This is a genomic window from Pseudomonas sp. N2-3-1-14 (assembly GCF_041228395.1).
Taxonomy (GTDB): Bacteria; Pseudomonadota; Gammaproteobacteria; order Pseudomonadales; family Pseudomonadaceae; genus Aquipseudomonas.
Genome location: NZ_CP166199.1, coordinates 2,659,064 through 2,682,930 on the forward strand (window position 1 = coordinate 2,659,064; position 23,867 = coordinate 2,682,930).

The 23,867-nt window shown below is 61.6% G+C and carries 21 protein-coding genes; 12 read left to right on the top strand and 9 right to left on the bottom strand.

Features of this window, described 5'->3' with window-relative positions; genetic code table 11:
- Positions 1-200: 200 nt before the first annotated feature.
- Together macA and AB5I78_RS12320 are read left to right on the top strand one after the other, a co-directional pair.
- Positions 201-1,352, top strand: coding sequence for a macrolide transporter subunit MacA (macA, locus tag AB5I78_RS12315; protein WP_242197590.1), 1,152 nt, complete (start codon positions 201-203; stop codon positions 1,350-1,352).
- Positions 1,353-1,355: 3 nt separating this feature from the next.
- Positions 1,356-3,314: a MacB family efflux pump subunit gene (locus tag AB5I78_RS12320; RefSeq protein ID WP_106580317.1), complete on the top strand. Its 1,959-nt coding sequence runs from the start codon at positions 1,356-1,358 to the stop codon at positions 3,312-3,314.
- A gap of 56 nt (positions 3,315-3,370) precedes the next feature.
- Here the strand turns inward: AB5I78_RS12320 and AB5I78_RS12325 are convergent, their stop codons facing one another.
- Both AB5I78_RS12325 and AB5I78_RS12330 read right to left on the bottom strand, forming a co-directional pair.
- Entirely contained in the window at positions 3,371-4,048 is a 678-nt protein-coding gene (locus AB5I78_RS12325; protein ID WP_262210235.1) for a response regulator transcription factor, read from the bottom strand.
- 232 nt (positions 4,049-4,280) lie between these two features.
- A complete protein-coding gene (locus tag AB5I78_RS12330) occupies positions 4,281-5,528 on the bottom strand; it encodes a methionine gamma-lyase (protein WP_369303238.1) in 1,248 nt (415 codons plus the stop codon).
- A gap of 123 nt (positions 5,529-5,651) precedes the next feature.
- On the opposite strand from AB5I78_RS12330, the gene AB5I78_RS12335 reads away from it, so the two are divergent.
- Together AB5I78_RS12335 and AB5I78_RS12340 are read left to right on the top strand one after the other, a co-directional pair.
- Positions 5,652-6,122 (top strand): Lrp/AsnC family transcriptional regulator, encoded by a 471-nt coding sequence (locus tag AB5I78_RS12335; protein WP_145164653.1) that lies wholly within the window; start codon positions 5,652-5,654, stop codon positions 6,120-6,122.
- A 122-nt stretch (positions 6,123-6,244) separates the two neighbouring features.
- A complete protein-coding gene (locus AB5I78_RS12340) occupies positions 6,245-6,682 on the top strand; it encodes a carboxymuconolactone decarboxylase family protein (RefSeq protein WP_369303239.1) in 438 nt (145 codons plus the stop codon).
- Between the two features lie 4 nt (positions 6,683-6,686).
- Here AB5I78_RS12340 and AB5I78_RS12345 read toward each other — a convergent pair whose 3' ends face one another.
- A complete protein-coding gene (locus AB5I78_RS12345) occupies positions 6,687-7,457 on the bottom strand; it encodes a helix-turn-helix transcriptional regulator (RefSeq protein WP_369303240.1) in 771 nt (256 codons plus the stop codon).
- Positions 7,458-7,554: 97 nt separating this feature from the next.
- Here AB5I78_RS12345 and AB5I78_RS12350 point away from each other — a divergent pair, with 97 nt between their 5' ends.
- Entirely contained in the window at positions 7,555-8,685 is a 1,131-nt protein-coding gene (locus tag AB5I78_RS12350; protein WP_369303241.1) for an MFS transporter, read from the top strand.
- On the opposite strand, the gene AB5I78_RS12355 is transcribed toward AB5I78_RS12350, so the two are convergent.
- A complete protein-coding gene (locus AB5I78_RS12355) occupies positions 8,675-10,834 on the bottom strand; it encodes a TonB-dependent siderophore receptor (RefSeq protein WP_369303242.1) in 2,160 nt (719 codons plus the stop codon). The genes AB5I78_RS12350 and AB5I78_RS12355 overlap by 11 nt on opposite strands.
- Before the next feature lie 98 nt (positions 10,835-10,932).
- Complete coding sequence (locus tag AB5I78_RS12360; protein WP_369303243.1) at positions 10,933-11,829, bottom strand: helix-turn-helix domain-containing protein; 897 nt, start codon at positions 11,827-11,829, stop codon at positions 10,933-10,935.
- 139 nt (positions 11,830-11,968) lie between these two features.
- Between AB5I78_RS12360 and AB5I78_RS12365 the strand changes: the two genes are divergently transcribed.
- The 3 genes from AB5I78_RS12365 to AB5I78_RS12375 are packed head-to-tail and all read left to right on the top strand — an operon-like array spanning position 11,969 to position 15,731.
- Positions 11,969-13,327, top strand: coding sequence for a glutamine synthetase family protein (locus tag AB5I78_RS12365; protein ID WP_145164641.1), 1,359 nt, complete (start codon positions 11,969-11,971; stop codon positions 13,325-13,327).
- 23 nt (positions 13,328-13,350) lie between these two features.
- Positions 13,351-14,439 (top strand): polyamine ABC transporter substrate-binding protein, encoded by a 1,089-nt coding sequence (locus AB5I78_RS12370; protein ID WP_145164639.1) that lies wholly within the window; start codon positions 13,351-13,353, stop codon positions 14,437-14,439.
- Entirely contained in the window at positions 14,436-15,731 is a 1,296-nt protein-coding gene (locus AB5I78_RS12375) for an NAD(P)/FAD-dependent oxidoreductase (protein WP_369303244.1), read from the top strand. The genes AB5I78_RS12370 and AB5I78_RS12375 overlap by 4 nt, the downstream gene beginning before the upstream one ends.
- A 118-nt stretch (positions 15,732-15,849) precedes the next feature.
- On the opposite strand, the gene AB5I78_RS12380 is transcribed toward AB5I78_RS12375, so the two are convergent.
- Entirely contained in the window at positions 15,850-16,743 is an 894-nt protein-coding gene (locus AB5I78_RS12380) for a LysR substrate-binding domain-containing protein (protein WP_145164635.1), read from the bottom strand.
- Between the two features lie 113 nt (positions 16,744-16,856).
- On the opposite strand from AB5I78_RS12380, the gene AB5I78_RS12385 reads away from it, so the two are divergent.
- From AB5I78_RS12385 to AB5I78_RS12395, 3 genes are read left to right on the top strand one after another with little or no spacing between them, the layout of a single operon-like run.
- Positions 16,857-17,861, top strand: coding sequence for an aldo/keto reductase (locus tag AB5I78_RS12385; protein ID WP_262206303.1), 1,005 nt, complete (start codon positions 16,857-16,859; stop codon positions 17,859-17,861).
- Between the two features lie 16 nt (positions 17,862-17,877).
- Positions 17,878-18,675 (top strand): SDR family NAD(P)-dependent oxidoreductase, encoded by a 798-nt coding sequence (locus AB5I78_RS12390; RefSeq protein WP_145164631.1) that lies wholly within the window; start codon positions 17,878-17,880, stop codon positions 18,673-18,675.
- A 29-nt stretch (positions 18,676-18,704) separates the two neighbouring features.
- Positions 18,705-19,115, top strand: coding sequence for an SRPBCC family protein (locus AB5I78_RS12395; RefSeq protein ID WP_369303245.1), 411 nt, complete (start codon positions 18,705-18,707; stop codon positions 19,113-19,115).
- 126 nt (positions 19,116-19,241) lie between these two features.
- Here the strand turns inward: AB5I78_RS12395 and AB5I78_RS12400 are convergent, their stop codons facing one another.
- Complete coding sequence (locus tag AB5I78_RS12400; RefSeq protein ID WP_242197549.1) at positions 19,242-20,636, bottom strand: HAMP domain-containing sensor histidine kinase; 1,395 nt, start codon at positions 20,634-20,636, stop codon at positions 19,242-19,244.
- Positions 20,614-21,297, bottom strand: coding sequence for a response regulator transcription factor (locus AB5I78_RS12405; protein ID WP_003219726.1), 684 nt, complete (start codon positions 21,295-21,297; stop codon positions 20,614-20,616). Before AB5I78_RS12405 ends, AB5I78_RS12400 begins: the two co-directional genes overlap by 23 nt.
- Positions 21,298-21,620: 323 nt before the next feature.
- On the opposite strand from AB5I78_RS12405, the gene AB5I78_RS12410 reads away from it, so the two are divergent.
- Entirely contained in the window at positions 21,621-22,526 is a 906-nt protein-coding gene (locus AB5I78_RS12410; protein ID WP_106580301.1) for a hypothetical protein, read from the top strand.
- 102 nt (positions 22,527-22,628) lie between these two features.
- On the opposite strand, the gene AB5I78_RS12415 is transcribed toward AB5I78_RS12410, so the two are convergent.
- Positions 22,629-23,840 carry a multidrug effflux MFS transporter gene (locus AB5I78_RS12415; RefSeq protein WP_369303246.1) on the bottom strand — a complete coding sequence of 404 codons (1,212 nt, stop codon included), beginning with the start codon at positions 23,838-23,840 and terminating at the stop codon, positions 22,629-22,631.
- Between the last annotated feature and the right edge of the window lie 27 nt (positions 23,841-23,867).

A 23,867-nucleotide genomic window follows, 5' to 3' on the forward strand; every position in this document is an offset into this window, starting at 1 on the left:
CAAGATCAAGGTCAAAAGCAAATCAAAAGCCGCTTGATCTGTTCCTGACGCGTGGAGCTCCTAAGGTGGGAGCTGGCTTGCCTGCGATAGCGGTGTATCAGCCCGGCATAGGGTGACTGACACTCAGCAAGCACAGGCAATCCAGCGCCCACACCAGGCCGTTTTCGCTTCAGACCCTCTTCATCTTTTTATGGTCATTTATGGATAAGTCAACGTTTCGCAAACTCGGAATGCTCGCGGTATTGGCGGTTGCCATCGGCCTTGTCGTGTATACGGTGCAAGCGCCCGCCGACACACCGCAATACCTCACCGCCACGGCTGAACGGGGTGATATTGAAAATGCCGTGTTGGCCACGGGCGTGCTCGAAGGCATCAAACAGGTTGACGTCGGCGCCCAGGTTTCGGGGCAGTTGAAGTCGCTCAAGGTCAAGGTCGGTGACAAGGTCAAAAAAGGCCAATGGCTCGCCGAAATCGACCCGCTGATCCTGCAAAACACCTTGCGCAAAGCCCAGGTCGATGAAGAGAACCTGCAAGCCCAGCGCCGCGCCACGGCGGCGCAGCTCAAGCAGGCCAAGTCTGTCTACGAGCGCTACAAAGGCTTGCAGATCGACGAGTCGGTGTCGCGTCAGGATTTTGAAGACGCGCAATCCACCTTCCAGGTGCAGCAAGCCAACCTGCTATCCCTGGATGCGCAGATCAAGAGTGCGCACATCCAGATCGACACTGCCAAGGTCAACCTGGCCTATACCCGCATCGTCGCGCCCATTGACGGGGATGTGGTCGGCATCGTCACCCAGGAAGGCCAGACCGTGATCGCCAACCAGCTTGCGCCGGTGCTGCTCAAGCTGGCGGACCTGGACACCATGACCGTCAAGGCCCAGGTGTCCGAGGCGGATGTGATTCACATCAGCCCCGGCCAGCAGGTGTATTTCACCATCCTCGGCGAGGCCGACAAGCGCTACTACGCCAAGCTGCGCGGGACCGAGCCGGCGCCGCAGAACTTCCTCGAAACCCAGACCGCCGGCACGCCCAAGCAGAACACCGCGGTCTTCTATAACGCGCTGTTCGACGTGCCCAACCCTGACCATCGCCTGCGCATCGCCATGACCGCTCAGGTGCGTATCGTGCTCGACACCGCCCAGGCCGCGCTGATGGTGCCGGTGGCGGCACTCGGCTCGCGCAACGCCGATGGCAGCTACCCGCTGCGTGTGCTGGATGCCAAGGGCAAAGCCGTGTCGCGGGATGTGAAGACCGGGATCAACAACAACGTCAAAGTGCAGATTCTGGACGGCCTGGTGGAGGGCGATAAGGTCGTGATAGGTGACGCAACGCCTGTTGTGGCGGGGAACTGACGCATGACCCAGCCACTGTTGGAACTCAAGGGCATCACCCGCAGTTTCATGGCCGGCGAGCGCGAATTCATCGCGCTCAAGGGCATCGACTTGACCATCCATGCCGGAGAAATGGTCGCGATCATCGGCGCCTCGGGCTCGGGTAAATCCACCCTGATGAACATCCTCGGCGGTCTGGACTACGCCACCGCCGGCAGCTACAAAATCAATGGCATCGAAACCCGCTCGCTCGGCGATGAGCAACTGGCGGAACTGCGCCGCGATTACTTCGGTTTTATCTTCCAGCGCTACCATTTGCTCGCGCACCTGAGCGCCTTGCACAACGTGGAAATGCCGGCGATCTACGCCGGCACGCCAGAGACGCAACGCCACAGCCGCGCCCGGGATTTGCTCACCCGCCTGGGCCTGGCGGGGCACACCAGCCACCGGCCGAGCCAGCTTTCCGGCGGCCAGCAACAGCGCGTGAGTATCGCCCGCGCGCTGATGAACGGCGGTGAAGTGATTCTCGCCGACGAACCCACCGGCGCCCTCGACACCCATAGCGGCAAGGAGGTGATGCGCATCCTTGCCGAGCTGCACGCCGCCGGGCACACAGTGATTATCGTCACCCACGACCCCAAGGTGGCCGCCAATGCCCAGCGTATTGTCGAGGTGTGTGACGGCGAGATTGTCAGCGACAAGGCCAACGACAGCGTTGGCCTGGAGGTGCCCGCCGAGGCGCCCATCGAGACCCGGCGCAGCGGCGCACGGCGTCTGGTGGCGAGCCTGGGGTTGTTCAAGGAAGCATTCAACATGGCCTGGGTCGCGTTGATTTCCCATCGCATGCGCACCCTGCTGACGATGCTCGGGATTGTCATCGGCATCACCTCGGTGGTGTCGATCTCGGCCATCGGTGAGGGCGCCAAGCGTTATGTGCTTAAAGACATCCAGGCGATCGGCAGCAACACCATCGATATCTTTTCCGGCACCAGTTTTGGTGATAGCCGCGCATCCGCCATCGAAACATTGATGCCCTCGGATGTGGAGGCGTTGAACCAGCTGTATTACGTCGACAGCGCCACGCCGGTGGTGGGCCGCAACCTGCTGCTGCGCTTTGGCAATATCGACCTGGATGCGCAGGTCAATGGCGTCAGCGACCGCTACTTCAAAGTGAAGGGGTTGAAGCTGGAAGCCGGGATTGCCTTCAGCGAAAGTGACGCGCGGCGCCAGGCCCAGGTGGTGGTGATCGACCACAACACCCGACATCGCTTGTTCGGACCGAATGTGGACCCCTTGGGCCAGGTGATCCTGGTCGGCAATCTGCCGTGCACGGTGATTGGTGTAACGGCCGACAACAAAAACATGTTCGCCGCCAGCAAGGCGCTGAACGTGTGGGTGCCTTATGAGACGGCGGCGGGGCGTCTGTTGGGCCAGCGCCATCTGGACAGCATCACCGTGCGCATCAAGGACGGCCAGCCGAGCAAAGTGGTGGAAGAAAACGTCAATAAACTCATGCTGCAACGTCACGGCACCAAGGATTTCTTCACCAATAACCTCGACAGCATCATGCAAACGGTGCAGAAAACCAGCCGCTCGCTGGCGCTGCTGTTGTCGCTGATCGCGGTAATTTCGTTGCTGGTGGGCGGTATCGGGGTGATGAACATCATGCTGGTGTCGGTGACCGAGCGCACGCGCGAGATTGGTATTCGCATGGCCGTGGGCGCGCGGCAGTCGGACATCCGCCAGCAGTTTCTGGTGGAAGCGGTGATGGTGTGTTTGATCGGCGGGATGATCGGGATCTCGTTGTCCTTCGCGATCGGCTATCTGTTTTCGTTGTTTGTGAAGGAATGGGAAATGGTGTTTTCCCTCGGCTCGATCATTACCGCGTTTGCATGTTCGACCCTGATCGGCATTGTGTTTGGCTTTGTACCGGCCAGGAATGCGGCGCGGCTGGACCCGATTGAGGCGTTGGCCAGGGACTGACGGCAACTATCAGATGTGGGAGCAGGCACGCCAGCTCCCACAGGTTTTTGGGTGATTCACAGGGTTGTAAGCGTGCCTTCCTCGGTCGCGTACATCCACCGCAACAACGAATGCCGCCCGCTGATGCCCAGCTTGATCGCCGCGCGTTTGAGGTAGCTCTCGATGGTATTGACCTTGAGTGCCAGTTGCTCTGCCAATTGTGGTGCAGTGCGCCCGGCCAGCAGGCCGACACACACTTCGAGTTCGCGGTTGGAAAGCGTCAGGCCCGATTGCACCAGGCGTTCTTCAATGCGCCGGCGCAGGGTTTCGATGCCCTGGTTTTCCGGCATCACCGGTTCGCTGGTCGGGCGGCAAGGCTGGATCGCAGTGATGTGTTTTTCGACCATGGGCAGCAGCAGCGTGGAGAAGTCCTGCAGCATGCTGCGTTCCTGCGGCGAAAAACTTTCTGACTGGTGCGAGCGGTACACCGACAGTACATAGCGCACATCGTCCCTGCGGCGCGTGAGGTGCAGCTGGGCGGCGGGTTGTTCTTCACCCAAGGCGGCTACCGAATCGGTGTAGACCGGGCTGATCCTGCGGCGGGTGTGGCCTTCGGCACTGACCCGCAATTGCGTGATATGGGTGGCGTCCACTGCCAGTTGGGTCAGGATGAGGTCATGCAGCATGCGTGGGAAATGGCGACTGCCGGTGCTGGCGATGACCTTGCCTATATGTGGGAACAGGTGTGAGTTCATCAATTCGTCCATGAGTTTCCAGTGCAGGTATTCAGCCTTATCGCGACGGGATTTAATAAGGTAACCAGGGTGAATAACCTGCAGTGATAATGCACCCGTCGAGCACCTATGCTAGTACAGCCTGACGAAAGCATGGGGATCCAATCTGGAAAAAATCAGATTAAAAACGCATAACGGTGGTCAGACCAGTCCGACCACCGTTTGTAGGAAAGCGTTACTGGGTGCCTAAGGCTTATTTCACGCTGTGCTCTTCTACCAGGACCCGACGGGGTGACACGGTGCGGGTGCACTTGGCCAGGGCTTGATGGATATCCTCCAGCAGGTCGGCGATGTCCTCCAACCCGACCGATAAACGCACCAGGCCTTCGCTGATGCCGTGTTGCGCACGTTCTTCGGGCGTGTAGGTGGAATGGGTCATGCTGGCCGGGTGCTGGGCCAGTGATTCGGCATCGCCCAGGCTGACCGCACGGGTGAACACGTTGAGGGCGTTCATGAAGCGGCGCCCGCTTGCAATGCCGCCCTTGAGTTCAAAGGCGATCATGCCGCCGGACTGCTTCATCTGCCGCGCCGCCAATTCGTATTGTGGGAAAGAGCGCAACCCGGGGTAGGTCACCCACTGCACGGCCGGGTGTGCCTGCAGCGCTTCGGCCACCGCCAGGGCATTGCTGCAATGGCGGTCCATGCGCAGGGCCAATGTCTTGAGACCGCGCATCAGCAACGACGCATCCTGCGGTGACATCACCGCGCCGGTCAGGTCCTTGAGCCCTTGCAGGCGAATGCGCTGCGCCAGGGCCTGGTTGCTCACGGCGATGCCGGCAGTGATATCGCCATGGCCACTGAGGTATTTGGTCGCCGAGTGCACCACTACGTCGGCGCCCAGTTCCAGAGGCCGTTGCAGGTAGGGCGTGCAGTAGGTGTTATCGACCACCACGGTAACGTTGGGCTGCTGGTGGGCAAGCGCGGCGACCGCCGCAATGTCCACCAGGCGCAGGTTGGGGTTGGCCGGCGTCTCGCAGTAGATCATGCGGGTCGCGGGGGAAAGCGCCGCACGCAAGGCGGCCAGATCGGTCAGGTCGACGTGGCGCACCTTGATGCCGAATTCGCCGATGCCATGGTGCAGCAGGGCGAACGTGCAGCCGTAGAGGGTCTGACTGACTATTACCTCATCGCCCGGACGCAACAGGGTCCAGAACGTCGCGGCAATCGCGCCCATGCCGGAACTGAACGCCACGGCGGCCTCGCCGTTTTCCAGGGTGGCCATGCGCGATTCCAGCAGCGCCAGGGTCGGGTTGGAGATACGCGTATAGAAGTGGCCGCTGGCTTCACCGGCAAAGCAGGCAGCGCCGTATTCAGCCGTGGGGAACGCGAACGTGGCAGACAGATAGATCGGCGGCACCAGGGCGCCGTGGTGGTCCTTGGGGTCATAGCCGTGGTGGATGGCGCGAGTGGAAAAGCCGAATGCATTGTGTTTGTTGTTCATGTCGCACGCTCCTTATTTCCTACGATGCTATGCTCATAACCAAAGATGAACGTTGCAAAATTTGCTGGAAATGCCCGGGTTAAGGGCCGAAACGTCGATAAAAACAATGAATAGAGGCACGTTATGCCCGTGAGTCTGGATCGCACCGATAAAGCACTGTTAAACGCGTTGCAAGGCAATGCCCGGCTGACGGTGGCCGAGCTGGCTGACCGCGTGGCCCTGACCACCTCACCGTGTTGGCGCAGGGTGCGCAGCCTGGAAGAGAGCGGGGTGATCAGCGGCTACCAGGCGATCCTGTCGCCCAAGGCGCTGGGGTATGGGGTGACCGCGTTTGTGAGCATCATGATGGAAAGTCATACCCAGGACATTGCGCGCGCCTTTGAGCAGCGGTTGTTGGAAATTCCCGAGATCGTGGCGTGCCATAACGTGTCCGGGCGCTATGACTTCTTGCTTGAGGTGGTGGCCAAGGACCTCGAGTCGTTCGGCGAATTTGCGCGCGAGGTGTTGCAAACGCTGCCCTGCGTCAAGGAGATCTATTCGAGTTTTTCGTACAAGTCGGTCAGGCGGCTGCGGGTGATTCCGTTGCCGGGTTGATCGTTTTACCTTCCCGCACGGGCGCCACATTGGCCACCCAATCTTCCCCGCAATTGGATATTTCTCCGGGCACTCACGGTGACTACTCTGGCCACCAATCCCCACCGTTCTGGAGTATCACCATGCAAGCCCGTACCGATTTCTACACCGCTTCCCCGGACGCCATGAAAGCCATGCTCGCCCTGGAAGGCGCCGTCGGCAAACTGTCCCTCGAACTCCCATTGCTGGAACTGGTGCGCCTGCGCGTCTCGCAAATCAACGGCTGCGCCTTCTGCCTCGACATGCACACTGCCGACGCCCGCAAGGGCGGCGAAACCGAGCGCCGCCTGTACACCCTGTCGGCCTGGCGTGAAACGCCGTTTTTCACCCCACGTGAGCGTGCCGCCCTGGCCTGGGCCGAAAGCCTCACCCTGCTCAGCCAGACCCACGCCGCAGACGAAGACTACAACGCGCTGGCCGCCGAGTTCAGCGCCCAGGAGCAGGTCGATTTGAGCGTGGCCATCGCCACCATCAACAGCTGGAACCGCCTGGCCGTGGGCTTTCGCAAGATGCCCAAGTAAGCCTTCAGCTTGATTTGAAATACCCGCGTGGCGTGGTGCCGGTCATGCCCTTGAAAAAGGCGATCAACGCACTGTCACTGGCAAAGCCCAGCGCGAACGCGCAGTAGCCCAGGCTGCGCCCGGTGGCGAGCAGTTCGATGACCCGCATCAAGCGCCACTGCTGGCGCCATTGCTGATACCCCAGGCCGGTTTCCCGCAGGAAAATCCGGCCGATGGTCTTGGTGCTGGCGCCAATCTGTTTTTCCAGCGCTTGCAGCGTTGGCGGCAACCTGTCGAGATCGGCCAGCAACGGGGCCAGGCGCTTGTCGTGCGGCAAGGGCAGGAGCATCGGTTGTTCAGCGGCCTGCCGGATTTCATCCAGGCACAATCCCAATAGATGGGCATGCCGGCCGGCGTGCCAATCGGTCTCGAACGGCGCCATCGCCATGGGTTCCAGCACCGCCCGCAGCAAGGCGCTGACTTCGATGACCCGCACCTGTTTGGGCAACTGATCAGCCAATGCCGCGCTCAGGTAGACAGAGCGGTAATCCACGGTTTTGTGCATCACCGCGCGGTGGGGCACACCGCAGGGGATCCATGCCGCGCGGGAGGGCGGCAGCAGGCACAGTTGGTTGTCCAGGGTGATGCGGGTGCAGCCCTGTTGGGTAAACAACAGTTGCCCACGCTGGTGCCGATGCAGGCCGGAGTCATGGTCGCCGAGCAGTGCGGCGATGCCGATGACCGGCGCCGGGAGGCGGTCGGGGTCGAAAGACGCGTCGGCGGCAAGCCAGGCCATAGGTTGTCCGATTTGATCGATAAAATGGCGAAGTTTGGATAATACCCCAGTTGCCGGTCCTTAAACTCCTGGCGTTGTTTATACGAAGGAGTCGTCAATGAACGTTCAAAACCTGTTGGTGCTGACTGTGGCGTTGCTGATGTTTCCGCAATTGGCCCAGACCCTTTACAGCCCGGCCCTGGGTGATATCGGCGAAGCGTTTGCGGTTGGGCCCGAACGGGCAGGGCAGACCCTGTCGGTGTATTTCCTGGCGTTCGCATTCGGGGTGGTGGTGTGGGGCCGGCTGTGTGATCGCTGGGGGCGGCGGCCGGTGATGTTGGCCGGATTGGCCCTGTATGTGGCGGCGTCGGTGCTGGCCTTGAGTGTGACCACGTTCAATGCCTTGTTAGTGGCCCAGGCGCTGGCGGCGTTTGGTGCAGCGGTCGCCTCGGTGGTGACGCAAACCGTGCTGCGCGATCGCTTCCACGGTGCGCAGTTGGCCCAGGTGTTTTCGATAATGGGCATCGCCCTGGCTGCGAGTCCTGCGCTGGGTTTGTTCAGTGGCGCGACGCTGGTGGCGTACTACGGATATCGCGGCATGCTGGCCGGGTTGCTGCTGGCGGCGCTGACGTTGTGGGGCTGGTGCCTGTGGGCCTTGCCCGAGACGCGTCCTGCCTCAGTGTCGACGGCGTCGCTGCCCGAAACGCTGGGCCTGATGCTCAGGGACGCAGGCATTTGGCGCTCGGTCGGCCTGGTGGCGGCGTTCAATATTGCGCTGTTCGGCTATTACAGCGTGGGACCGTTTATCTTCGCGCGGCTGGGTTTGTCCGCTGCCGAGTTCGGCTACAGCGGCGTGCTGCTGGCGCTGGGTTCGGGGCTTGGGGCGTGGCTGAACAAGCGGTTGCTTAAGCGTGGCATGAACGGTGAGCAGTTGGTGCTGAGCGCCGCTGGCGTAGCCGCACTGGGGGGCTTGCTCGTCGTGCTGCTGCAAGACAGCTGGCTTTTTGTATGGCCGATGCTGTTGGTGGTGCTGGCATTCGGCATGGCAATCCCGAATGTGTTGGGTGCCGCGCTGGTGCGCTATCCCGACCGGCTTGGCACGGCCGCCGCAGTGTTCGGCTTGCTGTATTACTTGATGATCGGCGCCGGGCTTGGGCTGGTGGCCTGGGCCCAGAACCTGGGCTGGAGCCTGTTGATCTGTGGCGTGGCGGCGCTGTGTCTGGCAGCGCCGCGGGTGTTCAGAAGTTGACCGAAGCACTCAGGCGCGCCGTCAGCGGCGCGCCCTGGAACAGGTAGTCATCGCCCATGTATTCGCCGGCGTCGCGCCAGTAACGTTTGTCGAACAGGTTGTCGACGCTCAGGCGAAACACGGTTTCATAGCCCTCGACGTTGGTGGTGTAGCGGCTGCCGACATTGACCACTGCATAATCCCCCACTTCAACATTGCCGGTGCGGTTGGCGTATTTCCTGGCGCTGTATTGCACACCGCCGAGCAGCGCCAGACCGTTCACCCACGGCAACGCGTAGTCGGCGTACACGCTGGCGCGCAGCGTGGGCACGTTGATCGCCTGATGACCTTCGTATTCCGGCGTGCCGCTGTTGCTCACGCGCGCGCGAATCGCCGCCACGCTGGTTGCGATTTGCAGGCGGTCGGTGGCCCAGCCGTTGGCGGAGAGTTCCAGGCCGGTATTTTTCTGTTGGCCTTGTTGCACGTAGGTGAACTTGCCATCTTCCGGTTTGGCGTACTGATAGGCCTGATGCGTCTGGAATACGGCGGCGGCGAAGCTAATTCGGCGCCAGTCGTATTTCACGCCGGCTTCGATTTGCCGTGACACGGTTGGAGCCAGAGTTTCGTCGGCGTTTTCAGCGAACCAAGGCGCCGTGCCGCCCAGCGACAGGCCTTTGCTGTAGCTGGTGTACAGCGAGATGTTTTCCACTGGTTTGTAAATCAACGAAGCTTGAGGAAGGAACACGTATTGCCGGGTGTGGCGAGCCTGGTTGCCATTATCGTCATAGGCTTTTTCATCCAGGCGCACTTCGCGGCCGCCAAGAATGGTTTGCCATTGCTCGTTGAAGCGAATGCGGTCGGTGACGAACAGCCCGTACTGGCGGCTGTCGAGGTTGCGGTGGCTGTCTTTCAGCGGTTCGTCGGTGGGCGCGAAGGTCGGTGCGTCTTCGTTGATATTGCCGCTGCCGATGTACGCGTTGACCGCTTCGCGCTTGTCGATCACCCGGCGAAACGCGCTGCTGCCCACAGTCAGCTCGTGGCCCAGGCCGCCGGTGTCGAACAGCCCGGTCATTGCAGCCTGCACTTCATCGTCACGGCGGGTATCGTCGGGGCTGCGATAGTCGTAGACGTCGTAGTTGCCTTCGGGGCTGAAATGGTTGGGCACGTTCGATGAACTACAGCTGGTCGAGCCATAACAACCCCAGGCAAACGCGCTGTAGTCATCAATCACCACCTTGCTGCGCGCGGCGCTGATAGTGCCTTTCCACTGATCGCTGAAACGGTATTCGAACTTGCCATTGAGGTTCAGCGAGTCGATGCCCACCTGTTTGGAACCGCTCTGGTGCCCCAGCAGTTTTTTCGGCGAGGCATCGTGGGGCACCTCGGTTCCGCCCAGCAACTGATAGCCAGGCACTGAACGCTGTTGCTTGTTCTGGTATTCCGCATCCAGCTGCAGCACGGCGTCGGGGCTGATCGTCCAGTCGAACGCCAGGGACACGAAATCGCGCTGACCATTGGCGTGCTCCACATAGCTGTTGAGGTCTTCATGGGCCGCGTTGGCGCGCAGGCCGAACTGCTGCTCGCTGCCGAACCAGCCGCCGACATCGGTGGCGATGTAACCGCTGCCGCGATCGTCGGTGGACACTGTGACCGAGCGCGCGTCCTGCGGGCGTTTGGTCACGTAGTTGATCACACCGCTGGGCTCGGCAATACCGCTCTGCACACCGGCCAGGCCCTTGAGCACTTCCACTTGCTGCTTGTTTTCGAGGGCGACGTTCTGCTCGCCGGTGACGGTACGACCATTGATCTTGTAGCTGCTTGCCGCATTGAGCGAGAAGCCGCGCACCACGAAGTTTTCGTAATAGCCAATCGGTGCGTAGCTGTCGCCGACCGAGGCATCGTTGCGCAGCACTTCGCTGAGCAGTCGCGCTTGCTGGTCCTTGATCAGCGCGGCGTTGATCACCGTGATCGAGGCCGGGGTGTCCAGCAATGGCGCTTCATCGAAGCCGCCGACCGATGCGGTTTCACTGCGGTAGCCGGCCTCGTCCTGGCCCTCGACGTTCACCGCCGGCAGCTCTATTTCAGCCGCCAGGCTGCTACCGATGCCGCCGCTGAGCAGCAGGCCGAGGGCGAAACGTGAGTGAACGGCAGGACGAAAACGCAAAACCATGGGGGCAGGGCCTTAAAGCGCAGGACGGGGGGGCGCATAAGCTAGGGGGAAGTGCGGGGTTTTACAAGTTATCGCAAATGGTTCTGCCGTCCCGCCTTTCAGCTGGAGCGCTTCAGGGTTTCACTGGGCAGTTCCTTGAACAATGCGCGGTAGCTATTCGAAAACCGCCCCAAATGCCAGAACGACCAGTTCATCGCGACCTCGGCCACGGTGGTGTCGGCTGAGGTCAATAACTCGCGCCGCGCCCCGTTCAAGCGGCGCAGACGCAACCACTGCGCCGGGCTCATTCCGGTGTAGGTCTTGAAACTTTGCTGTAACTGGCGCAGCGGCACGCCGGCGATTTGCGCCAATTCCAGCAAGTTGACGGTTTCATCCGGCGCATCCGCTGCCCACTCGCCGATGCGCGCCATCAGCAGGCGTTCGTCGCTGCGTCGCTGCAATGAGCTGCTGTCCAGGCACGCGCAGGCGTTGTCGAGGATGAACAGGCAATCGTCGAGCAACTGCTGGGTGAGGGCGTCGCGGCTGATCGGGTCGAGTGTGGCGGACAACCGCGTCAGGGTGCCACTGAGCCAGCGGGTGAACAGCGCGTTCTGCTGGCAGGTCAGCGGCGCCATGAACAGGCCTTCAAGTCGGGCCACATCCAGGCCCTGGCGCTGCACGAACTGCGGGCCGAACACCACGGCCACTTCGCGGTAGTTTTCCGGGGTGATCCAGGTGTTGCGGCTTTCGCCATTGAGCAGGTACAGCGCGTTGTCGCTGCCATCGAAACAGAACGCCAATGCACCGGGCGGCGCGTTGAAGTTCTGCTCCACGCGCGTGTTCATGCACTCTTCGTACACCTGCACGCCTTGCAGGTCGAGGTAACGGATCTGCCCGGCAAAATGCCCTGGGGACATCTGCTGGTACTGCTGCACCCAACCGGGTGTCGCACTGCATTGAGCGGCCACATCACCGGTGGTGAAAGCCTGTACGCGCAAAGCTGTTGCCTGTGTCATGGGTAACCTGGGCGCACTCTATTGGTGCGTTATGGTGGGTGCAAAGTGGATAGATGCCGGCGTGCGGCGGCATCAAGATAGACCTCAATGCGCCGCGAGTACAAGCAGGCGCATGCATCCAACCCATGACGAGGTCCTTATGAACGCCCCCTTCGATCAGCTGTCCGCCTGGCTGAAAGAACACAAGATTACCGAAGTCGAATGCGTGATCAGTGATTTGACTGGCATCGCACGCGGCAAGATTGCGCCCACCAACAAGTTCCTGCATGAGCGAGGCATGCGCCTGCCGGAAAGTGTGTTGCTGCAAACGGTGACCGGGGACTTTGTCGACGACGATATCTATTACGACCTGCTCGACCCGGCCGACATCGACATGATCTGCCGCCCGGTGTCCAACGCCACGTACGTGGTGCCGTGGGCTATCGAGCCCACCGCGATTGTGATCCACGACACCTATGACAAGCAGGGCAACCCGATTGAGCTGTCGCCGCGCAACGTGCTGAAAAAGGTGCTGCAGCTGTACACCGAGCAAGGCTGGCAGCCGATTGTGGCGCCGGAAATGGAGTTCTACCTGACCCAGCGCTGCGAAGACCCGGACCTGCCGTTGAAAACCCCGGTGGGTCGCTCCGGTCGCGCCGAAACCGGCCGCCAGTCATTTTCCATCGACGCCGCCAACGAATTCGATCCGCTGTTCGAAGACGTCTACGACTGGTGCGAGCTGCAGGGCCTGGACCTCGACACGCTGATCCACGAAGACGGCCCGGCGCAGATGGAAATCAACTTCCGCCACGGCGATGCCCTGCACCTGGCCGACCAGATCACCGTGTTCAAACGCACGCTGCGCGAAGCGGCGCTCAAGCACAACGTGGCCGCCACCTTCATGGCCAAGCCGGTGGCCGACGAGCCGGGCAGCGCCATGCACCTGCACCAGAGCGTGGTGGACATCGCCACCGGCAAGCCGGTGTTTGTCGATGCCGACGGCAAGATGAGCCAGCTGTTCTTGCACCACATCGGCGGGTTGCAGAAGTACATCCCAAAGCTGCTGCCGATGTTCGCGCCCAATGTGAATTCGTTCCGCCGCTTCCTGCCGGACACCTCGGCACCGGTCAACGTCGAGTGGGGCGAAGAAAACCGCACCGTCGGCCTGCGCGTGCCCACTTCCAGTCCCGACGCGATGCGCGTGGAGAACCGTTTGCCGGGCGCCGATGCCAACCCGTACCTGGCGATTGCCGCCAGCTTGTTGTGCGGCTACCTGGGCATGATCGAAAAGATCGAGCCCAGCGCCCCGGTGGAAGGCCGCGCCTACGAGCGCCGCAACCTGCGCCTGCCGTTCACCCTCGAAGACGCGCTGGCGCGGATGGAGGATTGCGACACGGTCAAGCAGTACCTGGGCGAGAAGTTCGTGCGCGGCTACGTGGCGGTCAAACGCGCCGAACATGAGAATTTCAAGCGGGTGATCAGTTCCTGGGAACGTGAGTTCCTGCTGTTGAGCGTCTAAAAAAACTCAAAAGGGGTGTCGATATGCGTCTTGTGAAAAAGCTTCTCCCGCTGGCCCTGGTGGCCGCGTTCAGCAGTGCCAGCCAAGCCGCGCCGACGGTCAGCGTCTATAACTGGACGGACTATATCGGTGAGACCACCTTGGCTGATTTCCAGGCCAAGACCGGGATCAAGGTGGTCTACGACGTGTTCGATTCCAACGAAACCCTGGAGGGCAAGTTGCTGGCGGGGCGCACCGGCTATGACGTGGTGGTGCCGTCCAACCACTTCCTGGCGCGCCAGGTGAAGGCCGGCGCGTTCCTCAAGCTCGACCGCTCGCAGCTGCCCAACTTCAAGAACCTCGACCCCAAACTGCTCAAGCTGCTGGAGAAAAACGACCCGGGCAACGCGCACTCAGTGCCGTACCTGTGGGGCACCAATGGCATCGGCTACAACGTCGACAAGGTCAAGCAGGTGCTGGGTATCGACCACATCGATTCGTGGGCGGTGCTGTTCGAACCCGAGAACATCAAAAAGCTGCACGAGTGCGGCGTGGCTTTCCTCGATTCGGCGGACGAGCTGTTCCCGGCGATCCTCAATTACATGGGCAAGGACCCGCGCAGCGAGAACCCCGAGGACTACAAACAGGCCGAAGCCAAGCTGCTGACCCTGCGCCCGTACATCACGTATTTCCATTCCTCCAAGTACATCTCGGATCTGGCCAACGGCGATATCTGCGTGGCCTTCGGGTATTCCGGCGACGTGTTCCAGGCCGCCAACCGCGCCAAGGAAGCCAAGAACGGCGTGAATATCGCCTATTCGATTCCCAAGGAAGGCTCCAACCTGTGGTTTGACCTGCTGGCCATCCCGGCCGACGCGAGCAACCCGAAAGAGGCCCATGCCTTTATCAACTATTTGCTCGACCCCGAAGTGATCGCCAAGGTCAGTGCCTCGGTCGGCTACGCCAATGCCAACCCCGCCGCCAAGCCGTTTATGGCGCCGGAACTGGTGAACAACCCTGAGGTGTACCCGCCCCAGGAAGTGCTCGACAAACTCTACATTTCCACCACGCCGACTCCGGCGACCATGCGCCTGATGACCCGCGCCTGGAGCAAAGTGAAGACCAACAAATGATTTCATCCAGTGACCACGCCCGGTCCTATTACCGTGCTTCGGCCAATGCCATGCCTGAGCGTCCATCGCTGGGCACCGACCTGAGCGCCGATGTGTGCGTGATCGGCGGCGGTTTTACCGGGGTCAATACGGCCATTGAACTGGCCCAACGCGGGCTCTCGGTGATTCTGCTGGAGGCCCGGCGCATCGGCTGGGGCGCCAGCGGGCGCAACGGCGGGCAGTTGATTCGCGGCATCGGCCACGACGTGTCGGGGTTCGCCAAGTACGTGGGCGAGGAGGGCGTGCGTTACCTGGAGCGGGCCGGGATTGATTCGGTGGCGCTGGTGGGCGAGCGCATTCGTCAGCACAGCATTGACTGCGATCTGCGCTGGGGCTTTTGCGAGCTGGCCAATACCACCGCGCAATTCGCTGCGTTCAAGGGCGAGCAGCAGAGCCTGGCGGCGCTTGGGTATGCCCATGAAACTCGGCTGGTCGAACCGCAGGACATGCAGCAGGTAGTCGGTTCGACGGTCTATGCCGGTGGCTTGGTGGACATGGGCTCTGGGCACCTGCACCCGCTGAACTTGGTACTCGGCGAGGCGAAGGTGGCCGAGTCGCTGGGGGTGCAGATTTTCGAGCGCACCCAGGTGCTCGAACTGATCCACGGCGACACCGTGCAAGTGCGCTGCGCCGCTGGCACGGTACGCGCCGCCCATCTAGTGCTGGCGTGCAATGCACACCTGGATGAACTGGAACCGCGCTTGAGCGGCAAGGTGCTGCCGGCGGGCAGCTACATCATCGCCACCGAGCCGTTGTCCGAGGCTGTCGCCAAGCAATTGATCCCGCAGAACCTGGCGCTGTGTGACCAGAAAGTCGGGCTGGATTACTACCGACTTTCCGCAGACCGGCGTCTGTTGTTCGGCGGTGCCTGTCACTACTCCGGGCGTGATCCGGTGGGCATCGCCGCGTACATGCAACCCAAGCTGCTCAAGGTATTCCCGCAGCTGGCGAACACCGCCATCGAGTTCCAGTGGGGCGGCAAGATCGGCATCACCGCCAACCGCTTTCCGCAAGTCGGGAGGCTCAAGCAATACCCGAATGTGTTCTATGCCCAGGGCTATTCCGGGCATGGGCTGAACGTGACCCACTGGTGCGCAAAGCTTTTGGCCGAAGCCATTCATGTCGGCCATAGCCAGGGCCTGGACATTTTCAGCCAGGTGCCGCACATGACGTTTCCGGGCGGCAAGGCCTTGCGCTCACCGCTGCTGGCGCTGGGGATGTTGTGGTTCCGGCTGCGGGAGAGGGTGAGCTGATGCGCCGCGATTCAAATGTGGGAGCGGGCTTGCTCGCGAAAGCGCAGTGTCAGTTGGTTTATTCGGTACTGACTCACCGCATTCGCGAGCAAGCCCGCTCCCACCTGTTTGATCGCCATCAGCCTTGGGGTTCGGTGAGCACTTTGCGGAAGGTTTCCACCAGCGGGCGCAGATTGATCCGATGCCACGCCGCCCACAACGGTGTGGTGTAGGTCAGCCACGGCAGCTCACGCAGCACCACGCCGGGCGGGGCATTGCGGCTCAAGCCTTTTTGCACCATCGCCACGCCCAAGCCCGAGGCCACCAGGCCCAACGCGGTGAACGGTTCGCTGGCTTCCATCGGGATTTGCGGGGTAAAACCGGCCCGGATGCAGGCCGCGACAAAGTCATCAGCCGGGTGGGCGCCGGCTTTGCGTTGCACGCCAATCCATTCCTGATCGGCCAGGTGTTCGGGCAGCAGTTCGTTGTGTTTGGCCAACGGATGATGCTCAGGCAGGGCCAGCAGCATGGGGTCGTCCAGCACTTGCAGCGCGGTCAGGTCCGGGTCATCGGCGGCCGGTGGTTCGCTGACCAGGGCGATATCCAGGCTGCGCTGGCGCAGGCCTTCGAGCTGTTCGAGCGACGGCAAGTTGTACAGCTTGATGTGCACGGTGGGGCGGTCGTCTCTCAACACGCGCAAGGCGTTGGGCAGCACGCCGGCATGCATCGCGTTTTCGATATAGCCGATGCACAGGCCGCCTTCTTCACCGCGACCCAGGCGTTTGCCCAGGGACTCCAGGCGATTGGCGTGGGTCAGCAGCGCCTTGGTTTCGGCCAGAAACGTCTGGCCGTCGCGCGTCAGGCGGATGCGCTGCTGGCTGCGTTCGAACAGGGTCAGGCCCAAACGCTCTTCGAGCTGGGCGATCTGCCGGCTCAAGGGCGACTGGGAGATGTGCAAACGCTCGGCGGCGCGGCCGACGTGTTCTTCTTCGGCAACAACTTCGAAGTAGCGCAGTTGGCGCAGATCAATCATGTAAGACCTCGCAGGACTCAAGTTGGTCGCAGTATGTCTTGGACGGTCCGATCTACGCAATCTAGGATCGGCTCAACGGTCACAGCGACCCTGAACCCGATTGAGGAACCACCATGAGCTTGAAAGACACACTGCCCGGCCAGCTGGGCTTTGGCACTGCACCGCTGGGCAATATGTTCCGCGCCATTCCCGAAGACGAAGCCCAGGCCACCGTCGAAGCCGCCTGGAACAGCGGCGTGCGTTACTTCGACACCGCGCCGTTCTACGGCTCGGGGTTGTCGGAAATCCGCCTGGGCCAAGCCTTGTCGCAGTACAACCGCGATGACTTCGTGCTCAGCACCAAAGTTGGCCGCGTGATTCTCGACGAAGTCGAAGAAAGCGCCCGCGACCTCGGCGAAAAAAGCGGTGTGTTCGAACATGGCCGCCCGAACAAGATGCTCAACGACTACAGCGCCGACGCCACGCTGCGCTCTATCGAAGACAGCCTGAAGCGCCTGCAAACCGATCGTCTGGACATCGTGTGGATTCACGACATCGCCCAGGATTTCTACGGCGACCAGTGGCTGGACTACTTCAACCAGGCCCGCACCGGCGCCTTCAAAGTGCTGACCCGTTTGCGTGAAGAAGGCGTGATCAAGGCCTGGGGCCTGGGCGTGAACCGCGTCGAGCCGTGCGAGCTGACGCTGGACCTGACCGAAGCGCAGCCCGACGGTTTCCTGCTGGCCGGCCGCTACACCCTGCTGGACCACGAGCGTGCCCTGCAACGCCTGATGGATGCCGCGCTGGCGCAGAACGTCGAAATCGTCGTCGGTGGGCCTTACAGCTCGGGCATCCTGGCGGGCGGTGCGCACTTCGAATACCAGAAGGCCAGCCCGGCGATTATCAGCAAGGTCGAGCAGATCAAGGCGATTGCCCAGGCGTTTGGCGTGAGCGTGAAAGCCGCAGCGCTGCAGTTCTCCCTGGCCCACCCGGCGGTGGCCGCCGTGATTCCGGGTGCCAGTCGTCCGGGGCGGATTGCCGAAGACGTCGCGGCGTTGTCAGAGAAGATTCCGGCAGCCTTCTGGCAGGCCTTGCGCGACGCACAGTTGATGTCGGCCAGCGCACCGCTGCCGCGCTAACTTCAGGAGTTCTCAGATGAAAATCGATGTAAGCGGCAAAGTAGCCATCGTCAGCGGCAGCACTGCCGGGATCGGCCTGGGCATCAGCCAGGCCCTGGCGCAATCCGGCGCCACTGTGGTGGTGATCGGGCGGGAAGCGGGCAAGGTTGACGACGCCCTAGCGAGCATTCGTCAGGCAGTGCCGGGCGCGGATCTGCGCGGGCTGGTGGCGGACCTCGGCACAGCGCAAGGCGCAGAGAAACTCTTTGCGGCCGAACCGCGCGCCGACATCCTGGTCAACAACCTGGGCATCTTCAACGATGTGGATTTCTTCGACGCACCAGACAGCGAATGGACGCGCTTCTACGAGGTCAATGTGATCTCTGGCGTGCGCCTGGCGCGGCATTATGTGCCGGGCATGGTCGAACAGGGCTGGGGGCGGGTGATCTTCCTGTCGTCGGAATCCGGGGTGGCAACGCCGGCGGACATGATCAACTACGGCGTGACCAAAAGTGCCAACCTGGCGGTCTCCCATGGTTTGGCGAAGCGTCTGGCCGGCACCGGTGTGACGGTCAATGCGGTGCTGCCGGGGCCGACCTTTACCGACGGCCTGGAGCAGATGCTCAAAGACGCCACCGCCAAGTCCGGGCGCAGTGCGCGGGAAGAGGCGGATGTGTTTGTGCGCAATGCGCGGCCCACGTCGATCATCCAGCGCGCGGCAAATGTGGATGAAGTGGCCAACCTGGTGGCGTACATTGCTTCACCCTTGTCTTCTGCCACCACGGGCGCCGCATTGCGCGTCGACGGTGGTGTTGTCGACAGCATGGCGATCTGAATTCTTGTAATTTTTTTGGAGTATTTATTGTGGCGACAGCTTCTTCGGTGATTGAGGTTCCGGTTTCGGCCGATCAGGTCTGGCAATTGATTGGCGGCTTTAACGCGCTGCCCGATTGGCTACCGTTTATCGTCAAAAGCGAGGCGAGCGACGGCGGGCGTGTGCGTCACTTGCAAACCGCGGACGGCGGTGTGGTGGTCGAGCGCTTGCAGAGCTTTGATAACGTGGCGCGCACTTACAGCTACACCATCGAGCAATCGCCGTTTCCGGTGAGTGCTTACCTGGCGACGTTGCAGGTTGAGGCGTTGACCGATGCGTCGGCGAAAGTGACGTGGTCCGGCGTGTTCACCCCGGCGGCGGGGACCACGGAGGCGGCGGTGGAGGAGTTGTTCGCCGGCGTGTACAGCGGCGGGCTTGAGGCGCTGCGCGCCAACTTCTAACAGGCGACACACGCCTGATGTGGGAGCGGGCTTGCTCGCGAAAGCGGTGGGTCAGTCAATGCTTGCGGTGACTGACACTCTGCATTCGCGAGCAAGCCCGCTCCCACATTTTTACCGAGGTGATCTTCAGGCTTCGGGCATCAATTGCTGCCGACACTCCAGCAGCAGGCATGCGCCCCCGCATCGGCTGTTGCCGACTTCCAACTTGAACCCATGCAGGTTGATGATCGCCGCGACAATCGACAAGCCCAACCCGAACCCGCCTTGCTGGTCGCTTTCATCCACGCGATAGAAGCGCTGGAACACCGCGTCGCGCTCCGCAGCGGGAATGCCCGGGCCTGAGTCGTGCACTTCGATCCGCGTGCTGCCGGCATCATTGACGCCACGCAGGATCACTTCACCATTGGGTGGCGAGAACTTGATCGAGTTGCTCAACAGGTTGGCCAAGGCTTCGAACAACAGTGCGCGGTCGCCGGTAATCCACGGCAGCGAGTCGGGCACTTCGAGGCGCAGCTGCAATTCGCCTTCTTCCGCCAGCGGCAGGTAAAAGTCATGCAGTTCGCGCAACAGCGGCAGCGGGTCCATGACCAGGAAACCCGAACGGCGCTGGTGGTCTTCCAGCTCCGAGATGCGCAACAGCCCGCGAAAGCGCGCCATCAGCGTATCGGTTTCGGCAATCGCATCGTCCAGTTTCACCGCGTAGACGGAGTTTTCCTCTGCCTCTTGCTTGATGCGGTAGAGCTGCGCGCGCAAGCGCGTCAGCGGCGTGCGCAGGTCGTGGGCGATGTTGTCGCACACACCCTTGACCTCGTTCATCAGCTTCTCGATGCGGTCGAGCATGGCGTTGACGATGGCGGCGAGCATGTCCAGTTCGTCGCGTCGGTCAGACAACGGCAGGCGGTGCGTCAGGTCACCGGCGACGATGGCCTCGGCACTGGCCTGAATCCCGCGAATGCGCCGCAGCGGGCGACGGCGTAACAAATGCCAACCGGCAGCACCGGGGATAATCGTCAGGGAGAGTGCCCACAGCAGCGCATGCCAGATGATCCGGGTCACGCCAAACAGCGAACCGTTGGCGCGCACGAGTACCAGCCAGCGGCCGTCTTCGGTGTGAGTGGCCACCGCATCGCAGCTGTCCTTGGGCAGTTTCGGGTCGTCAGAGTCGACACAGTTGGCCAGGGCGTGGATCTTGCCGTCCAGCGGCAGGTCCGGTGGCACTGCGCGGATCGGCCCGCTCAAGGGGCGAAATTGCTCATCGAACAGGCCGTAGGCGTCCACGCCTTTCATGTCAAAGGTCATGCTGGTGGTCAGGGCTTCCACCAGTTCTTCACCGTCGAAGCGTTGAAACAGGTGCTGACGCTGCATCAGCGAGTGACGCGACAGATCACCCAGGTAACCCGACACCTCGTAATACAGCACCCCCATGAGGATGCAGCTCCAGGCGACGAACAGCGAACTGTAAAGCGCCAGCAAGCGGCTGCTGGAGGAGCGCCAGCCTTTAGAGGGGTTCAGCAATGACATAACCGGAACCTCGTACCGTGCGGATCAGCGGCGTGAGGCCCGGCGGGTCGATTTTTTTGCGCAGGCGACCGATGTGCACGTCGATCAGGTTGGTGCCCGGGTCGAAGTGATAACCCCAGACTTCCTCGAAGATCATCATGCGCGACAGGATCTGCCCGGTGTTGCGCATCAGGAATTCGAGCAGTTTGTATTCGGTGGGCAGCAGGCTCAGCGGCTGTTCGGCGCGGCTGGCTTCGCGGCTGATCAGGTTCAGTTCGAGGTCGGCCACGCGCAGGGCGGTTTCGAACTCCTTGACCGTGCTTTTGCGCCGCAGCAGCACTTCAACGCGGGCGGCCATTTCGTCGGACGCAAACGGCTTGGTCAGGTAGTCATCGCCGCCGGCCCGCAGGCCGCGTACTCGCTCGTCAACATCGGAAAGGGCGCTGATCATCAGGATCGGCGTCGACACGCCAATGGTGCGCAGGGTCGTGACGATGGCCAGGCCATCGAGTTCCGGCAGCATACGGTCGAGGGTGATCAGATCGTAGTCACCACTCACAGCGCGGACCAGGCCTTCACGGCCGTTGTCCACCCAATCTACATCCAGTCCATGGCTACTCAGCTCGGCGACGATCTCGCGGGCTGTAACGGCGTCATCCTCGATGGTCAAAATACGGGTCATAGGATTACCTGGTGAGCGATTCACACTAGAAGTGGGGGCATTTTGCCAAGAAATGCCTGAACGCTTCCTAAATTAAACTTCATCTTGGCAAAACTGACACAACTTTCATGCCGGCCAGCGTCCACACGGGCCGTGGGCGTTGGGGGATTGCATAAAGCACGCTGTTTTCGATCATTTCTTGCAACTTGCATGGTTTAAGTTAGTTCAATTTTTGTATCTCATTGAAATATAAGAGATTTATTTTTTAGTCCGGCTGGCATGGTGCCTGCACTGTCCCTTTTGAGAGTTGTAACACTATTTTTCCTGCCGGGAGCAAAACAACAATGATCACATCGTCATCCACGCTGCAAGAATCGAGCTCGCACTCTGGGGTTTCCTGGGGGGCAATTTTCGCCGGGGCCGCTGCGGCGGCCGCACTGTCGCTGATCCTCGTGCTGCTGGGCTTCGGCCTGGGCTTTTCGGCGGTGTCGCCGTGGGCCGACAGCGGTATCAGCGCCAAAGGGCTAGGCATTTCCACGATTGTCTGGCTGGCGTTCACCCAGATCGTCGCATCGGGCCTGGGCGGCTACATTGCCGGCCGCTTGCGTGTGAAGTGGGCCAACATGCACGGTGACGAAGTGTACTTTCGCGACACCGCCCACGGTTTCCTCGCTTGGGCAGTCGCTACGCTGGTGACCGCAGTGCTGGTCGTCGGCTCGGTGAGCAGTGTGGTCAGCGGCGGCGTTAAAGCCGGTGCCGGTGTCGCTTCGAGCGCCGCCAGTGGCCTGACTCAGGCAGCCGGCAGTGCAGCCAAAGGCGCCAACAGCGGCGACTTTGACTACTACGTCGACAGCCTGTTTCGCGATGATCGCCCAGCCGCCGTCAGCGATGACGCCGTGCATGGCGTTGTAGCGCGCATCTTCACTCGCACCCTGAGCAACGACGGCCAACTGGCCCCTGAAGACCGTACCTACCTGGCTCAGTTGATCAGCCAGCGCACCAACCTCAGCCAGGCTGACGCCGAAGCGCGTATCGACAAGGTGTACGGCGATGCCCGTAAAGCCATCGAAGACGCCAAGGTCAAAGCCAAGCAAGCCGCCGACACTGCCGCCAAAGTGGCTGCCTACACCTCGCTGTGGACCTTCATTGCGCTGTTGATCGGTGCCTTCTTTGCCAGTTTCGCTGCCACCTTCGGCGGTCGTCGTCGCGACGCCGTGGTGTACGTCGAAACTGAAAACTACGTTCGTTAATCAAGGAGAACAACATGCGCTCATTACTGCTTTGGTTCCTCGGTGTGCCTATCCCGCTCATCATTCTGATCGCGATCTTCATGCACTGATCCTGATCGCGCTTCACCCAAGCCGCGCCTGACCCACAGGCGCGGCTTTTTGTTGCAAGGCCCGCCAACCTGCGACCAGCAATGCGCTGGCCACTGACGTCATGATCACCAGGGGGTGCGAGGTGCCGTCGGACAGCATCCCGGTGGCCCAACTGCTCACGGCCGTCAGGAACATCTGGATAAAAAAGAACAACCCCGACGCGGTTCCGGCAATCGCGCCGTAAGGCTGCAACACCGACAGCTGGCAGGCCGGGATCACCATCCCCACCGACACCATGATCACCACCATCGGCAGCACAATCGCCAGCCAGGTCTGGGGCAGGGCGACCGTGGCCCCGGCGAGCATCACGCAACCCAGCACATTCAAGGCGATGGCGGCACTGATCAACTGATCAGCTTCAACGCGCAGTACCAGTCGGCGGAACAGGTTGGCGCCGAGCATGTAGCCACTGATCGTCGCGGCAAACACCAGCGCGTAGGCCGCGGCCGACAAGTGAAAGCCGCGTTGCAGCAGAGCCGACGACTCGCTGATAAAAGGGAAATACGTGCTGTACACGCAGCCGATCGCCAGGGAGTACCGCAGGAAATAACGGTCGCGCAACAGCTGGCCGTACAGGCGCAACAGGTTGCTCGGCGGCGCGGCGGCGACTTCCGGTGGGCGGGTTTCCGGCAGCCGGCGTAGCACCACCAGGCACAGCGTCACGCCGATCATGGCCAATACGATAAACAGGCCGCGCCAATGGATAAACGGCAGCATCAGGCTGCCCAGCACCGGTGCGGCCATCGGCGAAATCGCCATGGCCATGGAGATCAGACCAAGCAGGCGCGCCTGTTCATGACGGTCAAAGTAATCGCGCACGATCACCCGGCCGATGACCGTGGTGCAGCAACCGCCCAAGGCCTGGAACAGGCGGGCGACGATCAGCACACCGATGCTGTCGGCCAGCGCGCAGGCCACGGTGGCGACCGCGTACACCAACAGCCCGCTCAGCAGCACCGGGCGGCGCCCGAAGCGATCGGTCAACGGGCCGCTGACCAGCAAGGAAATGGCCGAGCCCAGGGCGTACAGCGTGAGGGTCAGCTGCAACTGGCTGTCGCTGGCGTGGAAGTCGTCGGCCATGGCCGGCAGGGCTGGCAGGTGCATGTCCAGGGTGATACGTGGCAGGCCGATGAGTACGGTCAGCAGCACCAGCCAGAACCCGGAGGAGAGGGCGCGTTGCGTCATGGGAAGCTTCTTCGCAAGGAGTAGAGT

What these genes read in the sequence shown, in the direction of transcription:
- macA (WP_242197590.1), top strand. Translation starts at nt 201, where the DNA reads ATGGATAAGTCAACGTTTCGCAAACTCGGAATGCTCGCGGTATTGGCG.
- AB5I78_RS12320 (WP_106580317.1), top strand. Translation starts at nt 1,356, where the DNA reads ATGACCCAGCCACTGTTGGAACTCAAGGGCATCACCCGCAGTTTCATG.
- AB5I78_RS12325 (WP_262210235.1), bottom strand. Translation starts at nt 4,048, where the DNA reads ATGAACTCACACCTGTTCCCACATATAGGCAAGGTCATCGCCAGCACC.
- AB5I78_RS12330 (WP_369303238.1), bottom strand. Translation starts at nt 5,528, where the DNA reads ATGAACAACAAACACAATGCATTCGGCTTTTCCACTCGCGCCATCCAC.
- AB5I78_RS12335 (WP_145164653.1), top strand. Translation starts at nt 5,652, where the DNA reads ATGCCCGTGAGTCTGGATCGCACCGATAAAGCACTGTTAAACGCGTTG.
- AB5I78_RS12340 (WP_369303239.1), top strand. Translation starts at nt 6,245, where the DNA reads ATGCAAGCCCGTACCGATTTCTACACCGCTTCCCCGGACGCCATGAAA.
- AB5I78_RS12345 (WP_369303240.1), bottom strand. Translation starts at nt 7,457, where the DNA reads ATGGCCTGGCTTGCCGCCGACGCGTCTTTCGACCCCGACCGCCTCCCG.
- AB5I78_RS12350 (WP_369303241.1), top strand. Translation starts at nt 7,555, where the DNA reads ATGAACGTTCAAAACCTGTTGGTGCTGACTGTGGCGTTGCTGATGTTT.
- AB5I78_RS12355 (WP_369303242.1), bottom strand. Translation starts at nt 10,834, where the DNA reads ATGGTTTTGCGTTTTCGTCCTGCCGTTCACTCACGTTTCGCCCTCGGC.
- AB5I78_RS12360 (WP_369303243.1), bottom strand. Translation starts at nt 11,829, where the DNA reads ATGACACAGGCAACAGCTTTGCGCGTACAGGCTTTCACCACCGGTGAT.
- AB5I78_RS12365 (WP_145164641.1), top strand. Translation starts at nt 11,969, where the DNA reads ATGAACGCCCCCTTCGATCAGCTGTCCGCCTGGCTGAAAGAACACAAG.
- AB5I78_RS12370 (WP_145164639.1), top strand. Translation starts at nt 13,351, where the DNA reads ATGCGTCTTGTGAAAAAGCTTCTCCCGCTGGCCCTGGTGGCCGCGTTC.
- AB5I78_RS12375 (WP_369303244.1), top strand. Translation starts at nt 14,436, where the DNA reads ATGATTTCATCCAGTGACCACGCCCGGTCCTATTACCGTGCTTCGGCC.
- AB5I78_RS12380 (WP_145164635.1), bottom strand. Translation starts at nt 16,743, where the DNA reads ATGATTGATCTGCGCCAACTGCGCTACTTCGAAGTTGTTGCCGAAGAA.
- AB5I78_RS12385 (WP_262206303.1), top strand. Translation starts at nt 16,857, where the DNA reads ATGAGCTTGAAAGACACACTGCCCGGCCAGCTGGGCTTTGGCACTGCA.
- AB5I78_RS12390 (WP_145164631.1), top strand. Translation starts at nt 17,878, where the DNA reads ATGAAAATCGATGTAAGCGGCAAAGTAGCCATCGTCAGCGGCAGCACT.
- AB5I78_RS12400 (WP_242197549.1), bottom strand. Translation starts at nt 20,636, where the DNA reads ATGTCATTGCTGAACCCCTCTAAAGGCTGGCGCTCCTCCAGCAGCCGC.
- AB5I78_RS12405 (WP_003219726.1), bottom strand. Translation starts at nt 21,297, where the DNA reads ATGACCCGTATTTTGACCATCGAGGATGACGCCGTTACAGCCCGCGAG.
- AB5I78_RS12410 (WP_106580301.1), top strand. Translation starts at nt 21,621, where the DNA reads ATGATCACATCGTCATCCACGCTGCAAGAATCGAGCTCGCACTCTGGG.
- AB5I78_RS12415 (WP_369303246.1), bottom strand. Translation starts at nt 23,840, where the DNA reads ATGACGCAACGCGCCCTCTCCTCCGGGTTCTGGCTGGTGCTGCTGACC.